This window comes from Pseudomonas sp. Sample_9, assembly GCF_004307535.1.
GTDB classification, from domain to species: Bacteria; Pseudomonadota; Gammaproteobacteria; order Pseudomonadales; family Pseudomonadaceae; genus Aquipseudomonas; species Aquipseudomonas mercuritolerans.
This window is the reverse complement of record NZ_RAZO01000164.1, coordinates 30,402-47,471: the sequence shown is the minus strand read 5'-3', so window position 1 is coordinate 47,471 and position 17,070 is coordinate 30,402. Positions and strand designations below refer to the sequence as shown.

At 58.5% G+C, this 17,070-nt stretch carries 17 protein-coding genes; 4 read left to right on the top strand and 13 right to left on the bottom strand.

Annotated elements, in window-relative coordinates; translation table 11 throughout:
• Nucleotides 1–52: 52 nt before the first annotated feature.
• From D6877_RS09050 to D6877_RS09005, 10 genes are all read right to left on the bottom strand, one after another.
• Complete coding sequence (locus D6877_RS09050) at nucleotides 53–2,269, bottom strand: hypothetical protein (protein WP_130910543.1); 2,217 nt, start codon at nucleotides 2,267–2,269, stop codon at nucleotides 53–55.
• 230 nt (nucleotides 2,270–2,499) lie between these two features.
• Nucleotides 2,500–3,816 (bottom strand): hypothetical protein, encoded by a 1,317-nt coding sequence (locus D6877_RS09045; protein ID WP_130910542.1) that lies wholly within the window; start codon nucleotides 3,814–3,816, stop codon nucleotides 2,500–2,502.
• A 45-nt stretch (nucleotides 3,817–3,861) separates the two neighbouring features.
• Entirely contained in the window at nucleotides 3,862–4,608 is a 747-nt protein-coding gene (locus D6877_RS09040) for a hypothetical protein (protein ID WP_130910541.1), read from the bottom strand.
• Nucleotides 4,609–4,651: 43 nt separating this feature from the next.
• Nucleotides 4,652–5,332 carry a C39 family peptidase gene (locus D6877_RS09035; RefSeq protein ID WP_130910540.1) on the bottom strand — a complete coding sequence of 227 codons (681 nt, stop codon included), beginning with the start codon at nucleotides 5,330–5,332 and terminating at the stop codon, nucleotides 4,652–4,654.
• Between the two features lie 66 nt (nucleotides 5,333–5,398).
• Nucleotides 5,399–6,400: a heme utilization protein gene (locus D6877_RS09030; RefSeq protein WP_130910539.1), complete on the bottom strand. Its 1,002-nt coding sequence runs from the start codon at nucleotides 6,398–6,400 to the stop codon at nucleotides 5,399–5,401.
• Between the two features lie 68 nt (nucleotides 6,401–6,468).
• Nucleotides 6,469–7,041, bottom strand: a complete 573-nt coding sequence (locus tag D6877_RS09025; RefSeq protein ID WP_130910538.1) for an adhesin — start codon at nucleotides 7,039–7,041, stop codon at nucleotides 6,469–6,471.
• Nucleotide 7,042: 1 nt separating this feature from the next.
• Entirely contained in the window at nucleotides 7,043–7,492 is a 450-nt protein-coding gene (locus D6877_RS09020) for a hypothetical protein (protein ID WP_024012918.1), read from the bottom strand.
• Between the two features lie 332 nt (nucleotides 7,493–7,824).
• Nucleotides 7,825–8,349: an AAA family ATPase gene (locus D6877_RS09015; RefSeq protein ID WP_130910537.1), complete on the bottom strand. Its 525-nt coding sequence runs from the start codon at nucleotides 8,347–8,349 to the stop codon at nucleotides 7,825–7,827.
• On the bottom strand, nucleotides 8,346–8,909 hold the full coding sequence (gene pnuC, locus D6877_RS09010; RefSeq protein ID WP_130910536.1) for a nicotinamide riboside transporter PnuC: 564 nt from the start codon (nucleotides 8,907–8,909) through the stop codon (nucleotides 8,346–8,348). The genes D6877_RS09015 and pnuC overlap by 4 nt, the downstream gene beginning before the upstream one ends.
• A gap of 259 nt (nucleotides 8,910–9,168) precedes the next feature.
• Nucleotides 9,169–10,803 (bottom strand): methyl-accepting chemotaxis protein, encoded by a 1,635-nt coding sequence (locus D6877_RS09005; protein ID WP_130910535.1) that lies wholly within the window; start codon nucleotides 10,801–10,803, stop codon nucleotides 9,169–9,171.
• Between the two features lie 306 nt (nucleotides 10,804–11,109).
• On the opposite strand from D6877_RS09005, the gene D6877_RS09000 reads away from it, so the two are divergent.
• On the top strand, nucleotides 11,110–11,940 hold the full coding sequence (locus D6877_RS09000) for an undecaprenyl-diphosphate phosphatase (RefSeq protein ID WP_130910534.1): 831 nt from the start codon (nucleotides 11,110–11,112) through the stop codon (nucleotides 11,938–11,940).
• Nucleotides 11,937–12,365: a DUF1294 domain-containing protein gene (locus D6877_RS08995; RefSeq protein WP_130910533.1), complete on the top strand. Its 429-nt coding sequence runs from the start codon at nucleotides 11,937–11,939 to the stop codon at nucleotides 12,363–12,365. The genes D6877_RS09000 and D6877_RS08995 overlap by 4 nt, the downstream gene beginning before the upstream one ends.
• Before the next feature lie 138 nt (nucleotides 12,366–12,503).
• Here the strand turns inward: D6877_RS08995 and D6877_RS08990 are convergent, their stop codons facing one another.
• Entirely contained in the window at nucleotides 12,504–12,863 is a 360-nt protein-coding gene (locus D6877_RS08990; protein WP_130910532.1) for an MmcQ/YjbR family DNA-binding protein, read from the bottom strand.
• The gene (locus D6877_RS08985; protein ID WP_130910531.1) at nucleotides 12,860–13,768 is read right to left on the bottom strand and encodes a LysR substrate-binding domain-containing protein; all 909 of its coding nucleotides are present in this window, start codon (nucleotides 13,766–13,768) and stop codon (nucleotides 12,860–12,862) included. The genes D6877_RS08990 and D6877_RS08985 overlap by 4 nt, the downstream gene beginning before the upstream one ends.
• 126 nt (nucleotides 13,769–13,894) lie before the next feature.
• Here D6877_RS08985 and D6877_RS08980 point away from each other — a divergent pair, with 126 nt between their 5' ends.
• Together D6877_RS08980 and D6877_RS08975 are read left to right on the top strand one after the other, a co-directional pair.
• Nucleotides 13,895–14,506, top strand: a complete 612-nt coding sequence (locus tag D6877_RS08980) for an FMN-dependent NADH-azoreductase (protein WP_130910530.1) — start codon at nucleotides 13,895–13,897, stop codon at nucleotides 14,504–14,506.
• Nucleotides 14,507–14,673: 167 nt separating this feature from the next.
• Nucleotides 14,674–15,711 (top strand): dienelactone hydrolase, encoded by a 1,038-nt coding sequence (locus tag D6877_RS08975; RefSeq protein WP_130910529.1) that lies wholly within the window; start codon nucleotides 14,674–14,676, stop codon nucleotides 15,709–15,711.
• 123 nt (nucleotides 15,712–15,834) lie between these two features.
• Here the strand turns inward: D6877_RS08975 and D6877_RS08970 are convergent, their stop codons facing one another.
• Nucleotides 15,835–17,022 carry an MFS transporter gene (locus D6877_RS08970; RefSeq protein ID WP_130910528.1) on the bottom strand — a complete coding sequence of 396 codons (1,188 nt, stop codon included), beginning with the start codon at nucleotides 17,020–17,022 and terminating at the stop codon, nucleotides 15,835–15,837.
• Nucleotides 17,023–17,070 lie beyond the last annotated feature (48 nt).

The following is a 17,070-nucleotide window of genomic DNA, read 5'->3' as shown; positions in this document are numbered from 1 at the left end:
GAGGTGTTTGGGAGAAAGCAATACTAGTCTTGGTCCTGACACCATGTTTATATTATTTATGTTTAATTCTTAGATTTTTCATATTTATAGTGTGGGGGGAGGTCGCGTGAAAAACTAACATTAGGGAGTTAGGTGTCGGGGACTCGCTTGCATAAAATGCTACGATTTTTTTTTGCCACAATCCACCCGAAGGTACATTGTCTTCTAATACAATTTCATTATTCTGCACGAGCATTAATCCGATACTGCTTGAGGAACGACAATCACAACTAAACTCAAGCGGGGTGCCCGTCTCAATGCCTTGAAAAGATTTGGAGATCCACACGTGGTAAATACTCGAACCTGTATTAGATAGCGATTCTAAAAAAAACTCATCTGAAGAATTAGAAATCTTAGATTGATAATCCCCAGAAGCGCTAATTGCCCAGTGATTCCAGTCATAGTTATCAAACGTAGTCAAATCATCCAACCCAGCCTTAACCACGTAACTCCTCACCCGACACCCAACTGCCTCACTCTCAACCGTCCCCGAATACAACCCCACCTTCAACACAACAACCAACTTCGAATCCGCCTTACACCCCCGCAACCACTCCACCTCAGCCAAATAACTCAGCCCCACTTCCTGATCATGCGCCGCCCCCACAAACTGCTCCTTAACCCGCTCCCCACCACCCGCAAACGTCTCCACATACTTCAACCAAATCGGACATCCTTTCGCGCACTGCAACGGCCAAGCCTCACACAACACCTTCGTATCATCCTTGATCAACCCAACATCCAGCACATCCCCATCAAACCCCTCAAGTTTCGGCATCGGCATGCTCGACTGCAGCAACTCGCCAATCTTCAATTCCACACTCTGAACCGGTGTTCCCTGTCCGCTGCTGATAACCGAGTATTTCAAAACCACTGGAAGTTGCAGGTTCGCTCCGGTAATCGAGTAAGGGATCTTGAATTCAGTTTTTGTTTGCCCAGCCACTATGACCTTCTTCTGGGGCGGCACCGAACCATCTCCAGGTCGCCCGACCACCTCCAGTTCAATTTCGTCATTGGCATTCAACTTCAAGTTATCGAACACCACTGTGAAGCCGTTTTGATGCACATTCGGATCAAGCACCAGATTCGGCGCTTCGGTGACAGTCGGTGGCTCCAACTGGCTGACTTCACCGGTCACCTTGATGTCGACTTCACGGGATTGACGGGCAGGCAAGTCGCCTCGGATCAAGTCATAGCTGACCTTGGCCGAACCATTGCGGATGAGCAGGATCGCAGCGTTCGGGATCGTAAGATCGAGGATATTGGGCAGGCTAAGAAGCTTCTTTTTCGCCGGTCCCACAATTACGGGCTGCCCCTGCGGCGGAATACCCGTCCAGGTCAGGCTCAGCTCGTCATTGATCTGGAAATGCTGGTCTGTGAAGAATGCGCGGGCAACGGCATCGTGCCTGCCCAATTGCTTTAGATCGATCGCCGAGACGATTTGTTCATCGACCATAACTAATGGCGCTGGCAAACGGTCGGTAAGGTCCACCGACACATTAGTGATTTTCGACCAAGGCGCCTCTGGATCCGGAAAATTGCCAACGCGGTCGACCACTTGAAAGGACACTTCGACAAGGGGTTTGCTGCCTTCTTTTTTGATGACTTCTTCAGTGAAGGTGACGATGATCGGATTGTTTGCCGGATCAGCGACTTGTGCTTCAGTCACCGGGTAGTACGAAACCAGTTCGTCACCCCAGCGACAAAACATCCGATCATGAGTGGCGATATTCTTGTAAGGCTTCACCAGCATTTTGATCCCACCCCTGGCCATATCGGCATCCACACCCTTCGAAGGGTCGGGATCAAGGGTGTAGAGAAGGCCGGAATGTCCCGGTTCGCTGTCGGTGTCAACGTCGCCAGGGCGGGTGAGTTTGACCCATAACAGCAAGCTATCCGACTCGACCGGACCCTGATTCAATCGGGTAACTATGTAGAAGGCGTTGGCGCTGCCATTGGTGATCTGGCCTGCCGGGATATCGAACGTGAGCTGTTTATTAATGTTGTTTTCATCGATCTCTATGGTACGAACCGGGAAAACCGGGTTATCAAAGTAAAAAGCACACTTGTCCTTCAGAGCCATGTTGAGCCAAGGATCAACGACCCCGGTCAGGTAGCCACTTTTCACTGCTTCCAACGATATGCCACCATGATATTCCTCCGGCGTTTCCAGCTCGGTAGCCAAGGGAATTCGAGGACGAAACAAGTCTGCGGCGCTAAGTACAGTCACGGCTAAATGCTCCTGAACATGCTGATCACGGCGACCAGACACTGCAAGTATCAGAAGTTAATTACGTGAAAAGCACACCTGTCATACCTGACAGGTGCGGGCATGTTTCCGATGAATGGTCGATGAGCAAAAAACCTGAGAATCAAAAGATCGCAGCCTTCGGCGGTTCCTACGTTTGGATTGCGTAATCCCTGTAGGAGCTGCCGGAGGCTGCGATCTTTTGCTTTTGCTTAGAAGTAATACGGGAATTTCAGGCTGAACGAAAAGTCCGGCGCGTCATCGGTCATGCCGATCGACAAGTTCGGCACGATCGTCAGGTTGTCGGTTGCCGCAATCGTCATGCCGACGTTGAAGTAACCGGCGTTGGCATCACTGGAAACCACCGATTCCCAATCGCCGCCGTCCTGTTTCAGCTTGCTCTTGCGTTGCACCAGGTCGGAGACCGAGAACGACATACTCATCTTCTCGTTCAGCGCGAAGGCGATACCGGCGCCGATCTGGAAGCTGTCGCCAATCTTCACCTTGCCCGGGGTTTTCTGGTTGACCGTGGAACTGATGTCGTCGAATGACTCCTCGAGGTTGTGGGTGTAGGAGAGGCTGCCGAACAGCACCGCCGGGTCGAACGTCTTGACCAGCGAGATACCCGGCGTGATCGACCAGACGCCGTTGCCGGTGGGCAGGGTGTCGGGGACGAACAGGTTGGAGTTGGCGTCGGTCTGGCGCAGTTTGATGCCGAACGGGTCTTTGCCGGTCGGCGCCTTGACGCGCAGGGTGACCACGGCGTCCGGGGTGTTGACCGACTCGTCGAGGAACTTGTAGGCGATCCCGAAGTTGACATCGCCAATGGTTGGATCCTTGGTCACGGTTTCTTCAGTCGTCACACCGGCCGCGCCCTGATTGCCGCCGCCGGACTGATATGTCGACTCGCGATACACCACCGGCACGTTCAGGTCGAACTGCCAGCGGTTGTCGAAGTTGTAGCGGCCGGTGAGGTCGAGGGTCCAGGTGTCGGCCTTGATCCGGTCGAGGTTGATGTTGCCGAGAAAGATCGAATCCAGCGCAAGGAAGCCGTTGAGGATCAACTGGCGGGTGTCGTAGCGCGAATAGGTCAGGCCGGTTTCGACGCTGAACTTGCCGCCGCCAAAGAAACCGCTGGCTTCGTCATACAGATTGGAAACGCTCTGTGCCGGTTGCGAATCATCGGCCAGTGATTGACCGTAGGAAGCGCCACTGCCCCCGGCGGCGCCTCCCGATGCAGCGGCCGCACCGGTGCCCGTGGCGGCTCCGGTAGCGACGCGATTGCCTTTCATGTCGGACGGCGATTTGGCCAGCCGTTTTGGCGCTGGGGCGGCGGGTGTTTCTTCTACCTGGCGGACCCGTTGTTCAAGTACCGCCAGCGCTTGTTGTTGTTGTTCGTATCGTTGTTTCAGTTCCAGAAGTTCCCGTTTCAGGGCTTCTACATCGGCGTCGGGTGCTGCTTGCAGCATTGCCGCCGGGAGAAGGGTACTCAAACACACTGCGGCGCGCAGTGATACTGATCGATACATGAATAAGCCGTCCCTTTAAGCCCAATGATCGAGACTCAGCGTAGTTCAATATCCGATATTGCGTAGGGCCCCGAGTTGGGTCAGGTTGCAATCCAGTGCACCGGCGCTTCTGCCGTTATTGTTAAGTACGACGTTGAGCTGTGTAAGGTTGTTGACCACGTTGGCACTGCCCAGCAAACGGGTGTTCTGCAGCAGCCCGCCCTGGGCGACCTGTTGCAGCGCGGTGCCCTGATTGCCGCTGGCCTGAATCGCCATTTGCACGCCACCACCATTGGCCGAAACCGCGACGCTGCCGGCGCCGTTGCTGCCGGTGATGGTCTGCCCGGCGACAAGGGCCTGGCCTTGCGAAGGCACCAGAGCCGGGGCCTGACTGGCCTCGCTGACGTTGATCGCGACGTTGTTGTTGGCGGTGTTGCCATCGCCGGCGGCGCGCACGCTTTGCGTCACGCCCTGGCTGCTGTTGAGGCCGGCGCCACCGATGACAGTGCCGGTACCCAATGTGGGAGCACTGCCATTGCCCGACTCCTTGATGGTCGAGACATAGAATTCCGGTTTGACCGTTGCGGCCTGGACCTGCATCGAGGTCGCAGCCCCGATCAAATCGCCGCTGGCGTTGCGCCAGGTGCTGCTCATGACAATGCCGAAGCTGATGATCCGCCCCGGCATGACGTAACGACCGCGCAGCTCGGCGAGCTCCTGGTCCTTGATTTCGATGGGTTTGAATCCGGCATGGGCTAAACCTGACGCACTCGCTGCCAGGCAGGCGGCGGCCAGCCAGTATGAGCTTTTCATCTGCTGCTCCCGGGACATCCAGTCCCATTTTCTAACTCGGCGATTAAAAGAAGTCGCTCTGAATGAACCCGAAATCCATCAGTTCCGCATCTTTGACCGGGTTGAAACTGTCCAGCGAGTTCTTCGCCGTCAGCGGCACGGGAGGGCTGCGCAAGGCGTTGGCCTTGTCGTAACCGGGGCCGACGATGGCAAAGACAATGCCGTTCCAACCTTTGACAAAGTCGTCGTGCTTGTAGCGCTTGTGGCCGAGAACCGGGTCACCGATGTAGACCCAATTCTTGTCCGAGCGCTGCAGGACGACGAAATGCTTGTAGCCACGAATGTCCATCAGGACCACCACCGGAATGGTCACCGCTTCGAGTTTCTCGGGCGGGATCCGGTAGCCACGGGCGCGCATGCCGATGCTTTCTACGTAGCGCTTCATGTCGAGCATGGAGAAACCCTGGGTTCGCACCAGGTCCTGGTCAGCGTTGACCAGCATGCCTTTGATGATGTGCTCCTCATCGACGTCGAGCCAATAGGCCTGGCGCAGGACCGTTGCCAGTGCGGCAGCGCCGCAGCTGAAATCGGTTTTCTGTTCGACGATGTCGGCAAACTTGCGCTCACGAATGCTTTGCACGTCCTTGTAGACCAGCACGCCACCCGGCAGGGCAGCCACGGGCATCTGCGCTGCCTGGGTCAGGCCGCACAGGCAAAGCAGAGCGAGGAGGGCAGGAGTCCGCATGATCGAATACGCCTTGTGGAACCTGGGAAAAAAGCCCCGTTGCCGGGGCTTTCGTTTCGATCGCGATTACATGCAGGCTTTGCAACCTGCGGCGATGGACAGCGAGTTGCTTTGTTGGTTGCCCACACCCGCCGAGACGTTGGCTCCGCCGTTGCCGGAGAAGTTGTTCATCGAGTTGGTCATGTTGGCGTTGTTGACGACTGGGGTTTTCCAGCCATCTTTGGTCAACACTTGTTGGGTGGTGACGCCAGCGAGGCCAAAAGTACCCACGGCTTCGAACTTGGCTTTCTGATCATCGTTGCCGCCATGGCCGCCGCCACGGTTGCCCCAACCGCCGTGGTTGTCGTCTTCGATGGTTGCGGTGCCTTTGGCTTTGAATGTGCCGGCAGCTGCATAAGTACCGGTGAGGGTGTCGGTTTTGTAAGCCTGCACGCCTTTGTTTTCCACGACCAGGCCAGTCGAGGACTGGTTGGCAGAGGCAGCAGCCTGCGCTACACGACCACCGGAAACGGCGATGGCGAGGTTGTTTTTCTGTTGGTTGAAGTTGCCCGAGCTCACGTTGATGCCGATGTTGCCGGAACCATTGTTGCCTGCATTGTTGAGCGTGGCGTTGTTGAAAGTGGACGAGTTTTTCACGTAGTTGTTGTTGTTCACCTGAGTCGCGCTCGAGGCTGCAACAGCGTTGCCGAAGATGAAGCTTTCGTCAGCGGTGGCCAGCGCAGCTGCGTTGTCCTGCTGGTTGCCGTCGCCGGCGGCAACGTTGGCGCCCATGTTGCCGTTGGAGCCGTTGAGCGAGTCGCTGGCATTGGCGTTGTTCAGGGTGCCCTGGTTTTTCACCACGTTGCCGTCGCTGTTTTGCGCGTCGAGTACAGCGGCGCCGGCGCCTGCGGTGATCTGCAACAGTTGTTCAAGATTTGGACCTTGTGGCTGGCCGTGACCGTTGCCGTGTCCATTGCCATGCCCGTTACCATGACCGTTGTTGTCATCACGGCCGCCTGCCTGTGCTGCGATTGCCATCACTGCTGCGAGTGCGAAAACCAGTGGTTTGAGAGCCATTGTAGGTTTCATGGTGTTTCTCCGTCGTGCTTATTAGTTGGGTTAAGTGTTGTTACTTTTCCAATTGCACTTTGTATGGGTCAGTCTGCGACCCGGATGCTCAGGGTGTTAGCCATTCGGTTCCCCACCCCGGCACTCTGGTTCACCTGGATTACCCCGCGGCTGCCGGTGAAGGCCTGATCACTTGTCGTGACCTGGCGACTGCCGATTGAGGTACCAGTTGCTCCTGAGCTCGGTAAAAACGCCACGTTCTGTTGCGAAAGGGCGCTGTCGTCAACGCTCTGCGGGCCGGCACTGATGCTGACGCGCGTCACGTTGGCCATTTGATTGTTGGCACCGGCGCCCTGGTTCACACCGAGGATGCCGTTGCCATTGCTGAAGGAGTTGCCGCCGATGTTGGCGCTCGCGTCGATGGCGCGGCTGGCGGGCGTGTCGATGGTCTGCCTGACGCTGGTGGTGGCATGGGCTTCGGTGCCGATGGCAATCGCCTTGGTGTTGGCTTGTTGCATCTGGTCACCGGCGGCCTGGTTGACGTTGAAGTTGCCGCGATACTGAGCGCCTGAATCCTGAATATCTGCCTTGTTGACTGAAGAAGAATCGGCCATGGCGCTGGTGCAGCCGAGCAGGGCGAGAAGCAGCAGGGTGCGATTCATGTCATTGGCCTCCGGCCATGCGAGTCAGCGGCGCCAGGCCGGTGCTCATCGCCCGGTTGACGGTGTTTGAGATGGAGGCGCCAGAACCCCCGCCGCTGCCAGTGCGCATACCGGGCAGGCCATTCTGGTTGGTCAGGGTGTTCATGCCGGGCAGGTTGGAGCTGGGCGTGGTCATGTTGCCGCGAATCGACGAGCCGCTGGCGACACTGGCGAAATCACCGTCAGTCAGTTCGGTACTGCTGAGGGTCTGGTTGATCCGCGCCGAAGGGTTGGCGTTGACCGTGGTCGGATACGGGTCTTTGCCGCCATTGCGGCCGATCGGGATGGGCTGAACGTCGCGGTTGAGGACGATCACCCCGTTGCCTTCGGCCTGGGCGCTGACGCTGATCAATGCGCTGGCAGCTGATCCGATCAGCAGGAGGCAGGTCAGGCTTTTATTGAAATTCCCCACGGCTGCAATTCCTTCTTCAGTGGGCTGGGATATTCAGCGTTGTGAAGGAGAGAGCGAAAGCTGTGCCGGTTTTGGATTGTCTTGTTATTTCAATGGTTTGGCGGATATGAGCGGACGGCTCTGGTCGTTACTGTTTCACCGTTGATACACGCGGGGAGCCGGTTGAGTGCCAACTGACGTTACAAAGCTCTGGAACAAGGGTTTGCGCCAATGTGTTTCATCGGCGTAACAGGTCGCGTGACGGAGAGATGAACAGCGTTTGGACGGGGGCTTTGCGCGGTCAGGAGTGTTTCAAAAACGGACAGTTTTGCCCGAAATGCCGCCGTCGCGGCTCAAGTGGACAGCAAACGCTCGACCGCCGCAAAGGCTTGCGTCTGGCGTTCGGCCCAATTGCCTTCGATGATTTGCACAGGCTGTTGATGCTGGATCAACCAGTCGCGGGTGGCTCCGTAGAAGGCCATGCGATCCGCGAGATCCGGTTGGCAGCGCTGGCCGTCTTCCGCCCAGTCGACCTGTTGCGGCGACAGCAGCAGGTGCAGGTCGTAATGGCGCGCAAGCAATTCCTTTTCCAGCCAGGCTGGGCAGTCGCCGAACAGGGTTTGGCTCCAGAGGATATTGCTCAGCAGATGGGTGTCGAGGATCAGCAGCGCGGGCTGTTTCGCCCGTGCCTGATCTTCCCATTGCAACTGGCCCCGGGCGATATCGGGAATATCCGCGAGGCAAGTGTCGCGTGGGTTTTCTTCGATGAAGCGGCGAACATATTCATCAACGCGCACGCCGCCGAAACGCTGCTCCAAGCCTGCCGCCAGCCAGCTTTTGCCGGTGGATTCCGGGCCGGTGAGGACAACGACTTTCATGTGCGCAACGCCGGATCGGCGCGCCATTCCCGCCAGCCTTGCATGGCGATCAGGGTAAACAGCGCGTAAAGGGCGGCGGTCAGGTACAGGCCTTTATAGATGAACAGGCCGACAAAAATCACATCGAGGACAGACCACAGCGCCCAGCATTGCAGGCGTTTCTGCGCCATCCACAGTTGCGCGACCAGACTGAAACCGGTGAGCGCCGCATCGAGCCACGGCTGTGCGGCATCGGTCCAGTGCGCCATCGCGGCGCCCAGCAAGATGCTGCCGATTGCGCCGATACCGAGGCCGAGCAGAATCGAGCGTGTATCGAGGCGGGTGACTTCGCGACCGTCATGCATGGTTCCGGCGCGAGTCCACTGCCACCAGCCGTAGATCTGCAGCGCGGCGTAGATCACTTGCAGCAACATGTCCGAATACAGCTTCACCTCAAAGAAGATCCAGCTGTAGAGCAACACCATGACCAGCCCGATCGGCCAGCACCATGGATTCTGCTTGACCGTCAGCCACACGGCGATGACCCCGAGGGCAGCGGCAAACAGTTCAAGCCCGGACATGAGGGATCCTTGGGGGAGTGAAAGAAGGGGGCGGATTGTACTGCATTAGTAAGATCAAAAGCCCCTCACCCTAACCCTCTCCCGGAGGGAGAGGGGACTGATTGGGGGACGCTTTGGAGCAGCGTCGGTTTGAACGATTTTCGTTGAATCCATAATCGACTCGATTGCTCAGGTCGATGTATGACGCCAGACCCCTCGGTCGGCTCCCTCTCCTCGGGGAGAGGGCTGGGGTGAGGGGTGGGCTCACCTCGGTGACCGGTCAGACCCGGAACTGGCGCAGCAACCCGTTGAGCTGTTCGCTCAGTTGTCCAAGTCGCAGACTGGCTGCACTGGATTGTTCAGCCGCCAAAGCAGTGCTGTGCGAAAGCCCGGCCGCCTGGGTCACGTTCTGGTTGATGTCCTCGACCACATGCGCCTGTTGCAACGTGGCGCTGGCGATCGACGCATTCAGCCCATTCAGATTACGCAACGCCTGGCCAATCGCATTGAGACTCGCCCCGGCCAATCCCGCCTGTTCAATGGTCAGTTGCGAGGCTTTGCTACTGTCGCCAATCACCTTCACCGCAGCCTCCGAATGATTCTGCAGGCGCTCGATCATCGACTGAATCTCCGCCGTCGATTTCTGCGTACGTTGCGCCAGCAAGCGCACCTCATCGGCTACCACGGCGAACCCACGACCTTGCTCACCCGCACGTGCTGCTTCAATCGCCGCATTGAGCGCCAGCAGATTGGTCTGCTCGGCGATCGAGCGAATCACCTCCAGCACGCTGCCAATCTGCGTGCTCTCCGCCGCCAGGGTGCGGATCACTTCCACCGCCTGATCGATCGTGCCCGAAAGCTTGTCGATCTGCTGCAAGCTGCCGTCGATGTTGATCTGGCCCTGTTGCGCCTGCGCTTCGGCATCACGCATTTCAGCGGCGGCGTGTTCGGCGTTTTTCGCCACGTCCTGCACGCCGTAGGTGACTTCGTTGATTGCCGTGGCCACCAGTTCCATCTGCTGCGATTGCTGCTGACTGCGCTGCTGCGCCTGCGATGCGTCGTTGCCCAGCTCGCTGGACGACTGACCCAAGGCACTGGCCGACACCTGCAACTCACCAATCACCCGACGCAACTTGGCGGTGAAGGCATTGAAGTGATGGGCCAGTTCGGTGACTTCATCCTTGCCATAAGTATCGAGGCTGCGGGTCAGGTCGCTTTCGCCGCTGGCGATGTTGGCCATCGCATTCACGGTTTCCTGCAACGGACGGACGATGCTGCGTGCGATCAGGATCACCAGCAGCGCCATGATCAGCGCAATCGCCAGGCCGATTGCCGACGCCTTGATCATTTGTCCCTGAAATTCCGCCTGCACGTCGTCGACATACACGCCGGAACCGATCACCCAGCCCCACGGCTCGAACAGCTTCACATAGGAAGTCTTCGCCACCGGATCCGTCGCCCCCGGTTTCGGCCAGCGATAATTGACCATGCCAGCGCCCTTGGCCTTGGCAATGGCGACCATTTCGTTGAACACCGCAAAGCCGTCCGGGTCGCGGATCGCCGAGAGGTTCTGGCCTTCGAGTTTGGGGTTGGTCGGGTGCATGACCATCACGGGGGTGAGGTCGTTGATCCAGAAGTAGTCGCTCTGGTCGTAGCGCAGGCCACGGATTGCGGTCAGCGCCTGTTTCTGCGCGGCATCCCTGGTCAAGGTGCCGGCGGTTTCCAGGCCGTGGTAGTAGGTGAGCAGGCCGCTGGCGGTCTGCACCACATGCTGGGTTTTCTGCGCCTTGGCGCTGTAGAGGTCGTCGTGGATCTGCTTGAGCATCAGCACGCCCAAGGTCAGCAACATGACCACCGCCACCACCAGGATGAGCCACAAGCGTCGGCTGATCGACACACTGCGCAAGCTGTTCATAACGCTGTCACTCCGGATTCTTGTTCTTGTAATAAACGATCGCCAGCATCCAGCCACAGCTGAGTGCTCGGGACTGCGCGATTCAAGCCTTTCAACGCGGGAAGCGCTATTAAGGCTTGTCTGTTAAGATTTCGGCCCCGCGCGTGAAAACCTGAATCCGGTTTTGAAATTTCACGGAATTTTTACCGTTTCGTGTGGATCCTGTGCGCGCGGAATCGGTACAGCTTCAACCAGCTACGCTGAACGCAGTGAACACTAGAAAATACTATCGGGGCATGCCGGTGTGCATCGCTCTCTGGGGGATTGATGGATCTTTGGACTGCCTTGCAGGCACTGATACTAGGCGTTGTAGAAGGGCTGACGGAGTTTTTGCCCATTTCGAGTACCGGACACCAGATCATCGTTGCCGACTTGCTGAACTTCGGCGGCGAACGGGCCATGGCGTTCAATATCATCATCCAGCTCGGCGCGATTCTCGCGGTAGTCTGGGAGTTTCGCCGCAAGATCCTCGACGTGGTGATCGGTCTGCCGACCCAGCCGAGTGCACGGCGTTTCACCGCCAACCTGTTGATCGCCTTCCTGCCAGCCGTAGTGCTCGGGGTGATTTTTGCCGATCTGATCCACGAATACCTGTTCAACCCGATTACCGTGGCCGCAGCGCTGGTCATCGGCGGAATCATCATGTTGTGGGCCGAACAGCGCCAGCATGAAGTGCATGCCGAAACCGTCGACGAGATCCGCTGGACTGACGCCTTGAAAATCGGCTTCGCGCAATGCCTGGCGATGATTCCAGGCACCTCGCGTTCCGGCTCGACAATTATTGGCGGCCTGCTGTTCGGCCTGTCACGCAAGACCGCCACCGAGTTCTCGTTCTTCCTCGCCATGCCAACCATGGTCGGTGCGGCGGTATATTCCGGCTACAAATACCGCGACCTGTTCGTGCCGGCGGATTTCCCGGTGTTCGCGGTTGGTTTCGTCACGGCGTTCATCTTCGCCATGATCGCTGTGCGCGGCCTGCTCAAGTTCATCGGCAGCCACAGCTATGCAGCCTTTGCCTGGTACCGGATTGCCTTCGGCCTGTTCATTCTGGCGACGTGGCAGTTCGGCTGGGTGGACTGGTCGGCAGCGAAGGCATGAATGATTCCCGCGCGCGCCGCCCGGAAGGCCGGCCTGAGGGCGGGCGCGTTCAGCATCTGAAGTTGAAACTGCTGGTGCTGTTGATCGTCTGCGCGCTGCCGTTATTCGGCTCGCTGTCGATGTGGCTCAGCGGCATCTCGCCGGTGCCGCTGGCGGCGTACGGGATTGTCAGTGTGCTGGCGTTCTTTGTGTACTGGGCCGACAAACGCAAAGCTCGCGCCGACGCCTGGCGCACCCCGGAAAACATCCTGCACGCGTTAGAACTGGCGGGCGGCTGGCCGGGCGCCTTGGTCGCGCAGCAGGTGTTCCGGCACAAGACCCGCAAGGTGTCGTTTCAGATTCTGTTCTGGGCGATCGTGTTGTTGCATCAGGTGTTCTGGATTGACCAGATGTTTCTCGGATCGAACTTGCTGTCGCTGATCTGAGGAAAACACATTCCTCTGTAGCTGCCGAAGGCTGCGATCTTTTGATTGATCGTTCCCACGCTCTGCGTGGGAATGCAGCCAGGGACGCTCTGCGTCCCAAAAGATCGCAGCCTTCGGCAGCTCCTACACGGGATCGGTTTACAGCTTCAGGCCGATTTGGGTTTTCCTAGGCAACCTGCTCACCACCAGTTGATGCGATCGCTGCAACAAACCCCGCAATTCCTCGGCACCCAGCGGGTAGGGCGGATGCATGATGATCCACTGCGCCCGCGCCAGATACGGCGCCGGATGAATCCCGGGGCGGTCGCAATGGCCGAGAAACAGATCCTTGTCGACCTTGAACGCCAGCGAATCCCCACGCAGCCCCTGCAAGGCAAACATCTTGTTGCCGGCAATCGAAAATACCCGCACGCCGCCCCATTTGTAGTCTTCCCGCGCGCCGGGCAGCGCCAGACAAAATTCGGCAACCTCGGCTTCGCTCATTCTTCCTTGTTTCATAGAAACCTGTCCCCGCAGGCATTGAACGATTCGACCAGGTGATCGATCCATGCGCGCACCGCTGGCATCACCCCGCGCCGGTGCGGATACACCGCTTGCAACCAGCCGCCGGGCAATGACCATTCCGGTAGCACTTGCACCAATGTGCCGTTACGCAATTCGGTTTCGCAGAACATCATCGGCAGCACAGTAAAGCCCTGACCGGCCAGGACGCAGGCCTTGCGCACCACGAAATCATCGATGCCCAGTCGCGCTTCCATGCTCAGATCGACGCTCTTGCCTTGCTGATCAAGCAGACGCACATGCACCATGCGATCGGCTTCCAGCGCGCCGAGCACCGGCAGATTCTTCAGGTCCTGCGGATGATTGATGGTTTTGCCTTGCATGAAGGCTGGGCTGGCGATCACCACTGCTTGGGCCTGACGCAAGCGCCGGGTGACCAGCAACGGATCTTCATCGCCGTGATCACGCACGCGCAAAGCGACATCGATGCCTTCAGTGACCAGATCCACCCGGCGATTGAGCAGTACGACCTCCAGCTGCACCTGAGGAAACTTGCCGAGAAAGTCGCTGATTACCGTCGGCAGCATTTCATGGGCAAGCCCGGTCGGGCACGACACCCGCAAGCGCCCGCGCGGCTCGCTGGACATGCTTGCTACCGCTTCATCGGCCATTTCCGCTTCCAGCAACATCGCCTGACAGTGGCGCAAATAGCGTTCACCGACGGCAGTGAGATTGAGTTGGCGGGTGGTGCGTTGCAGCAGACGTGCGCCGAGGCGCTCTTCCAGTTCGGCGATCCTTCTTGAAAGCCGTGACTTGGGAATGCCGAGCAGGCGCCCGGCGGCGGCAAATCCGCCGGCTTCGACCACCTTGGCGAAATAGTAGAGATCGTTGAGGTCCTGCATGCGCGTTTCCAGTCGTTCTATCAATGGGACGAACTATCGCATCGTCGGCGACTAATCAGCTATTGGTTTGTTGCGTAGGATTGTCTCCATTCCGTCGCCGCCGGCGATTCTTTCAGGAGAACCCATATGAAACTGTTGCACATCGATTCGAGCATTCTCGGCGACAACTCGGCTTCCCGTCAGTTGAGCCGTCAAGTCGTCGACGCCTGGCAAGCCACCGAGCCAAGCGCCGTAGTCACCTACCGCGACCTGGCCGCCGACGCGATCAGCCACTTCTCGTCGACCACACTGGTTGCCGCCGGCACCACCGCCGAACTGCGCGACGCTGCGCAACAGCACGAAGCCGAGCTGAGCGCTTCGACCCTGGCCGAATTCATCGCTGCCGACGCCGTGGTGATTGCCGCGCCGATGTACAACTTCACTGTTCCAACCCAGCTTAAAGCGTGGATCGACCGCGTTGCCGTCGCTGGCCAGACGTTCCGCTACACCGAAGCCGGCCCTGAAGGCCTCTGCGGCGGCAAGAAAGTGGTGATCGTGTCGACTTCCGGTGGCATCCACGCCGGTCAGGCCAGCGGCATCGCTCACGAAGAATATCTGAAGCTGGTACTGGGCTTCCTCGGCATCACCGATATCGAAATCGTCCGCGCTGAAGGTCTGGCCTATGGCGAAGAAGTGCGCAACAACGCCATGAGCGCTGCACAAGCGAAGATCAGCGAGCAACTGTTCGCCGCTGCGTAAGGCTTGCGTAAAGAACAGCCGATGTTCAGGTAATGCCCAAAAAACTCTGTATTCTGGTTACGCAAGGGCCGAATACGGAGTTTTTTGTTTCCGGCTGTTACATAATCTGGCCCGGGTTATGCAGTTTCAGCACATCCGACGATGTGGTCCGACAGGGTGGGGCATTCATGAGGCATCTTTGTGCAATGTTGCTGATTTTCCTGCTGGGCAGCCTGAATTCAGTGCAGGCCGCACCGGGACGCCACCCTGTCTGGAGCGTCGGTTATCACGAGATGACCTTTCTCGACCCGCTCGATCTGCAACCGATGCGCGCCATCGCTTTCTACCCCTCCAGTGACCGCGAGCACATGAGCTTGCTTGAGGGCTATTCCGTGGAGGCTGGTGAGGACACCAAGGTCGCGATCGGCCGCTTTCCCATGTTGATGCTCTCCCACGGCAATACCGGCACGCCGCTGGCCTTGCATGATCTGGCGACGTCGCTCGCGCGCAAGGGCTTTGTCGTGGTGGCGGTGATTCATCCCGGCGACAACTGGCGCGATCACAGCCGACTCGGCACGTTGAGCAATCTTTACGGGCGGCCAATCCAGATTTCCCAAGCGATCACCGCGACGCTCGGTGACAGCATGCTGGCGCCTTTCGTCAATGCTGACCAGGTTGGCGTCATTGGCTATTCGGCCGGTGGCGAGACCGCGTTGATTCTTTCCGGGGCGCAACCGGATCTGGATCGTCTGCGCCGCTATTGTCAGGAACGCCCGGACGATCACGATGCCTGCAACACCCAGGGTGAGTTGATTGTCGATCGCGATGACTTGCAGCCGGTGGCCGATCCACGGGTTCACGCCTTATTGCTCATGGCGCCGCTGAGCCTGAAGTTCGGCCGTCATACCCTCGCCGATGTGCACGTACCGGTGCTGCTCTACAGCGGCGACGGCGACAAACTGGTGGCCTTCGATAAAAACGCTGCGGCCCTGGCGCGCAAACTGCCCACCGCGCCGGACTTCAAACTGCTGGCCGGGGCAGGGCACTTCGTGTTCATGGCGCCGTGCACCGAAGAGCAGATCCGCGCCATGCCGGCGTTGTGCACCGATGCCGACGGTGTGGATCGCGAGGATATTCACCGCAACCTGATCTCCGAGGCCGGACGGTTTTTTGCTCATGCACTGGGCAAATCGAGCAGGGCGGGGATGCAGACGGCGGATCAATAACTTCATCACCCCCACCAATTCCTGTAGGAGCTGACGAGTGCAACGAGGCTGCTTTGATTATTCAAGATCAAGAGATCGCAGCCTCGTTGCACTCGTCAGCTCCTACAGGGGAACCGTGTGGTTTCAGGAGGTTGCGCGGCGCTTGAGAACGAGGGTCAGGCCCAACCCGGTCACCGACAACAATGCCGCGCTGAAGAAGATCCACGAATAGCCCAGATTCAACGCCACCGCGCCCATCAGCGGACCGGCGATCGCCAACGCCAGATCAAAGAACACCGCATAAGCTCCCAGCCCCGATCCGCGACTGGAACTCGGCACTTGTTTGATCGCCTCAACGCCCAGCGCCGGATATACCAGTGACAGCCCGAACCCGGCCAGCCCTGCGCCCATCAACGCATACGCAGTGGAGGGCGCCAGCCACAACATCACCAGGCCGACAGTTTCCACCGACATGCAAACGATGGCCGAGGCAAACCCGCCAAACCGGGCAATTGCCGAGATGAACAACAACCGCGAGAGAATGAAGCACACGCCAAACACGGTCAGGCAATAGGCCGCGCCGGTCCAGCCTCGGTTGAGGTAGTAAAGAGTGATGAAGGTGGTCAGCGTGCCGTAGCCGATCGAGGCGAGGGTCAGGCTGGTGCCGTACGGCGCAATCTTGCCGAACACCGCCCAGAATGACAGGCGCTCGCCACGAATCACCGGCACCGAAGGCTTGTTGCGAATCAACCACAGCGCACCTGCCGCCAACGCCGACAGCGCGAGGCCAAGGCTGACAAAACCATATTCGGCAACCATCACCACGCCCAGAGGCGCACCAATTGCGATCGCGCCGTAAGAGGCGATGCCGTTCCAGCCGATTGATTTTGCCGTGTGCTCGACACCGACCTGACCCATGCACCAACTGATGGTGCCGACGCCGATCAGGCCTTGGGCGATACCGAGCAACAAGCGCCCGGCAATCAGGATCAACAGACTGGTCAGCGGAAAGCTTTGCAGCAAGGTCGACAGCAGTGTCAGCGCGCCACTGAGGACAATCCCCCACAAGCCATAAATGATCGCCCGCTTGGTGCCAAGGGTATCCGACATGCGCCCGGCCATTGGCCGACTGAGCAGTGTGGCGAGGTACTGCGAACCGATCACCAGGCCGGCAATGATCGCGCTGAAACCGAGTTGCTCATGGACGTAACCGGGCAATACCGCAATCGGCAAACCGATACAGAGAAAGGCAATGAAGGTGTAGAAAACGATGGAGACGATCTGCAGGGTGATCGCCAGGGAGCTTTGCGGGGGCAGTGGCTGCGCAGACATGAGCACTCGTTCGCGGGCGGCGGTGGGAGAGTTGCCGACATCATGGCG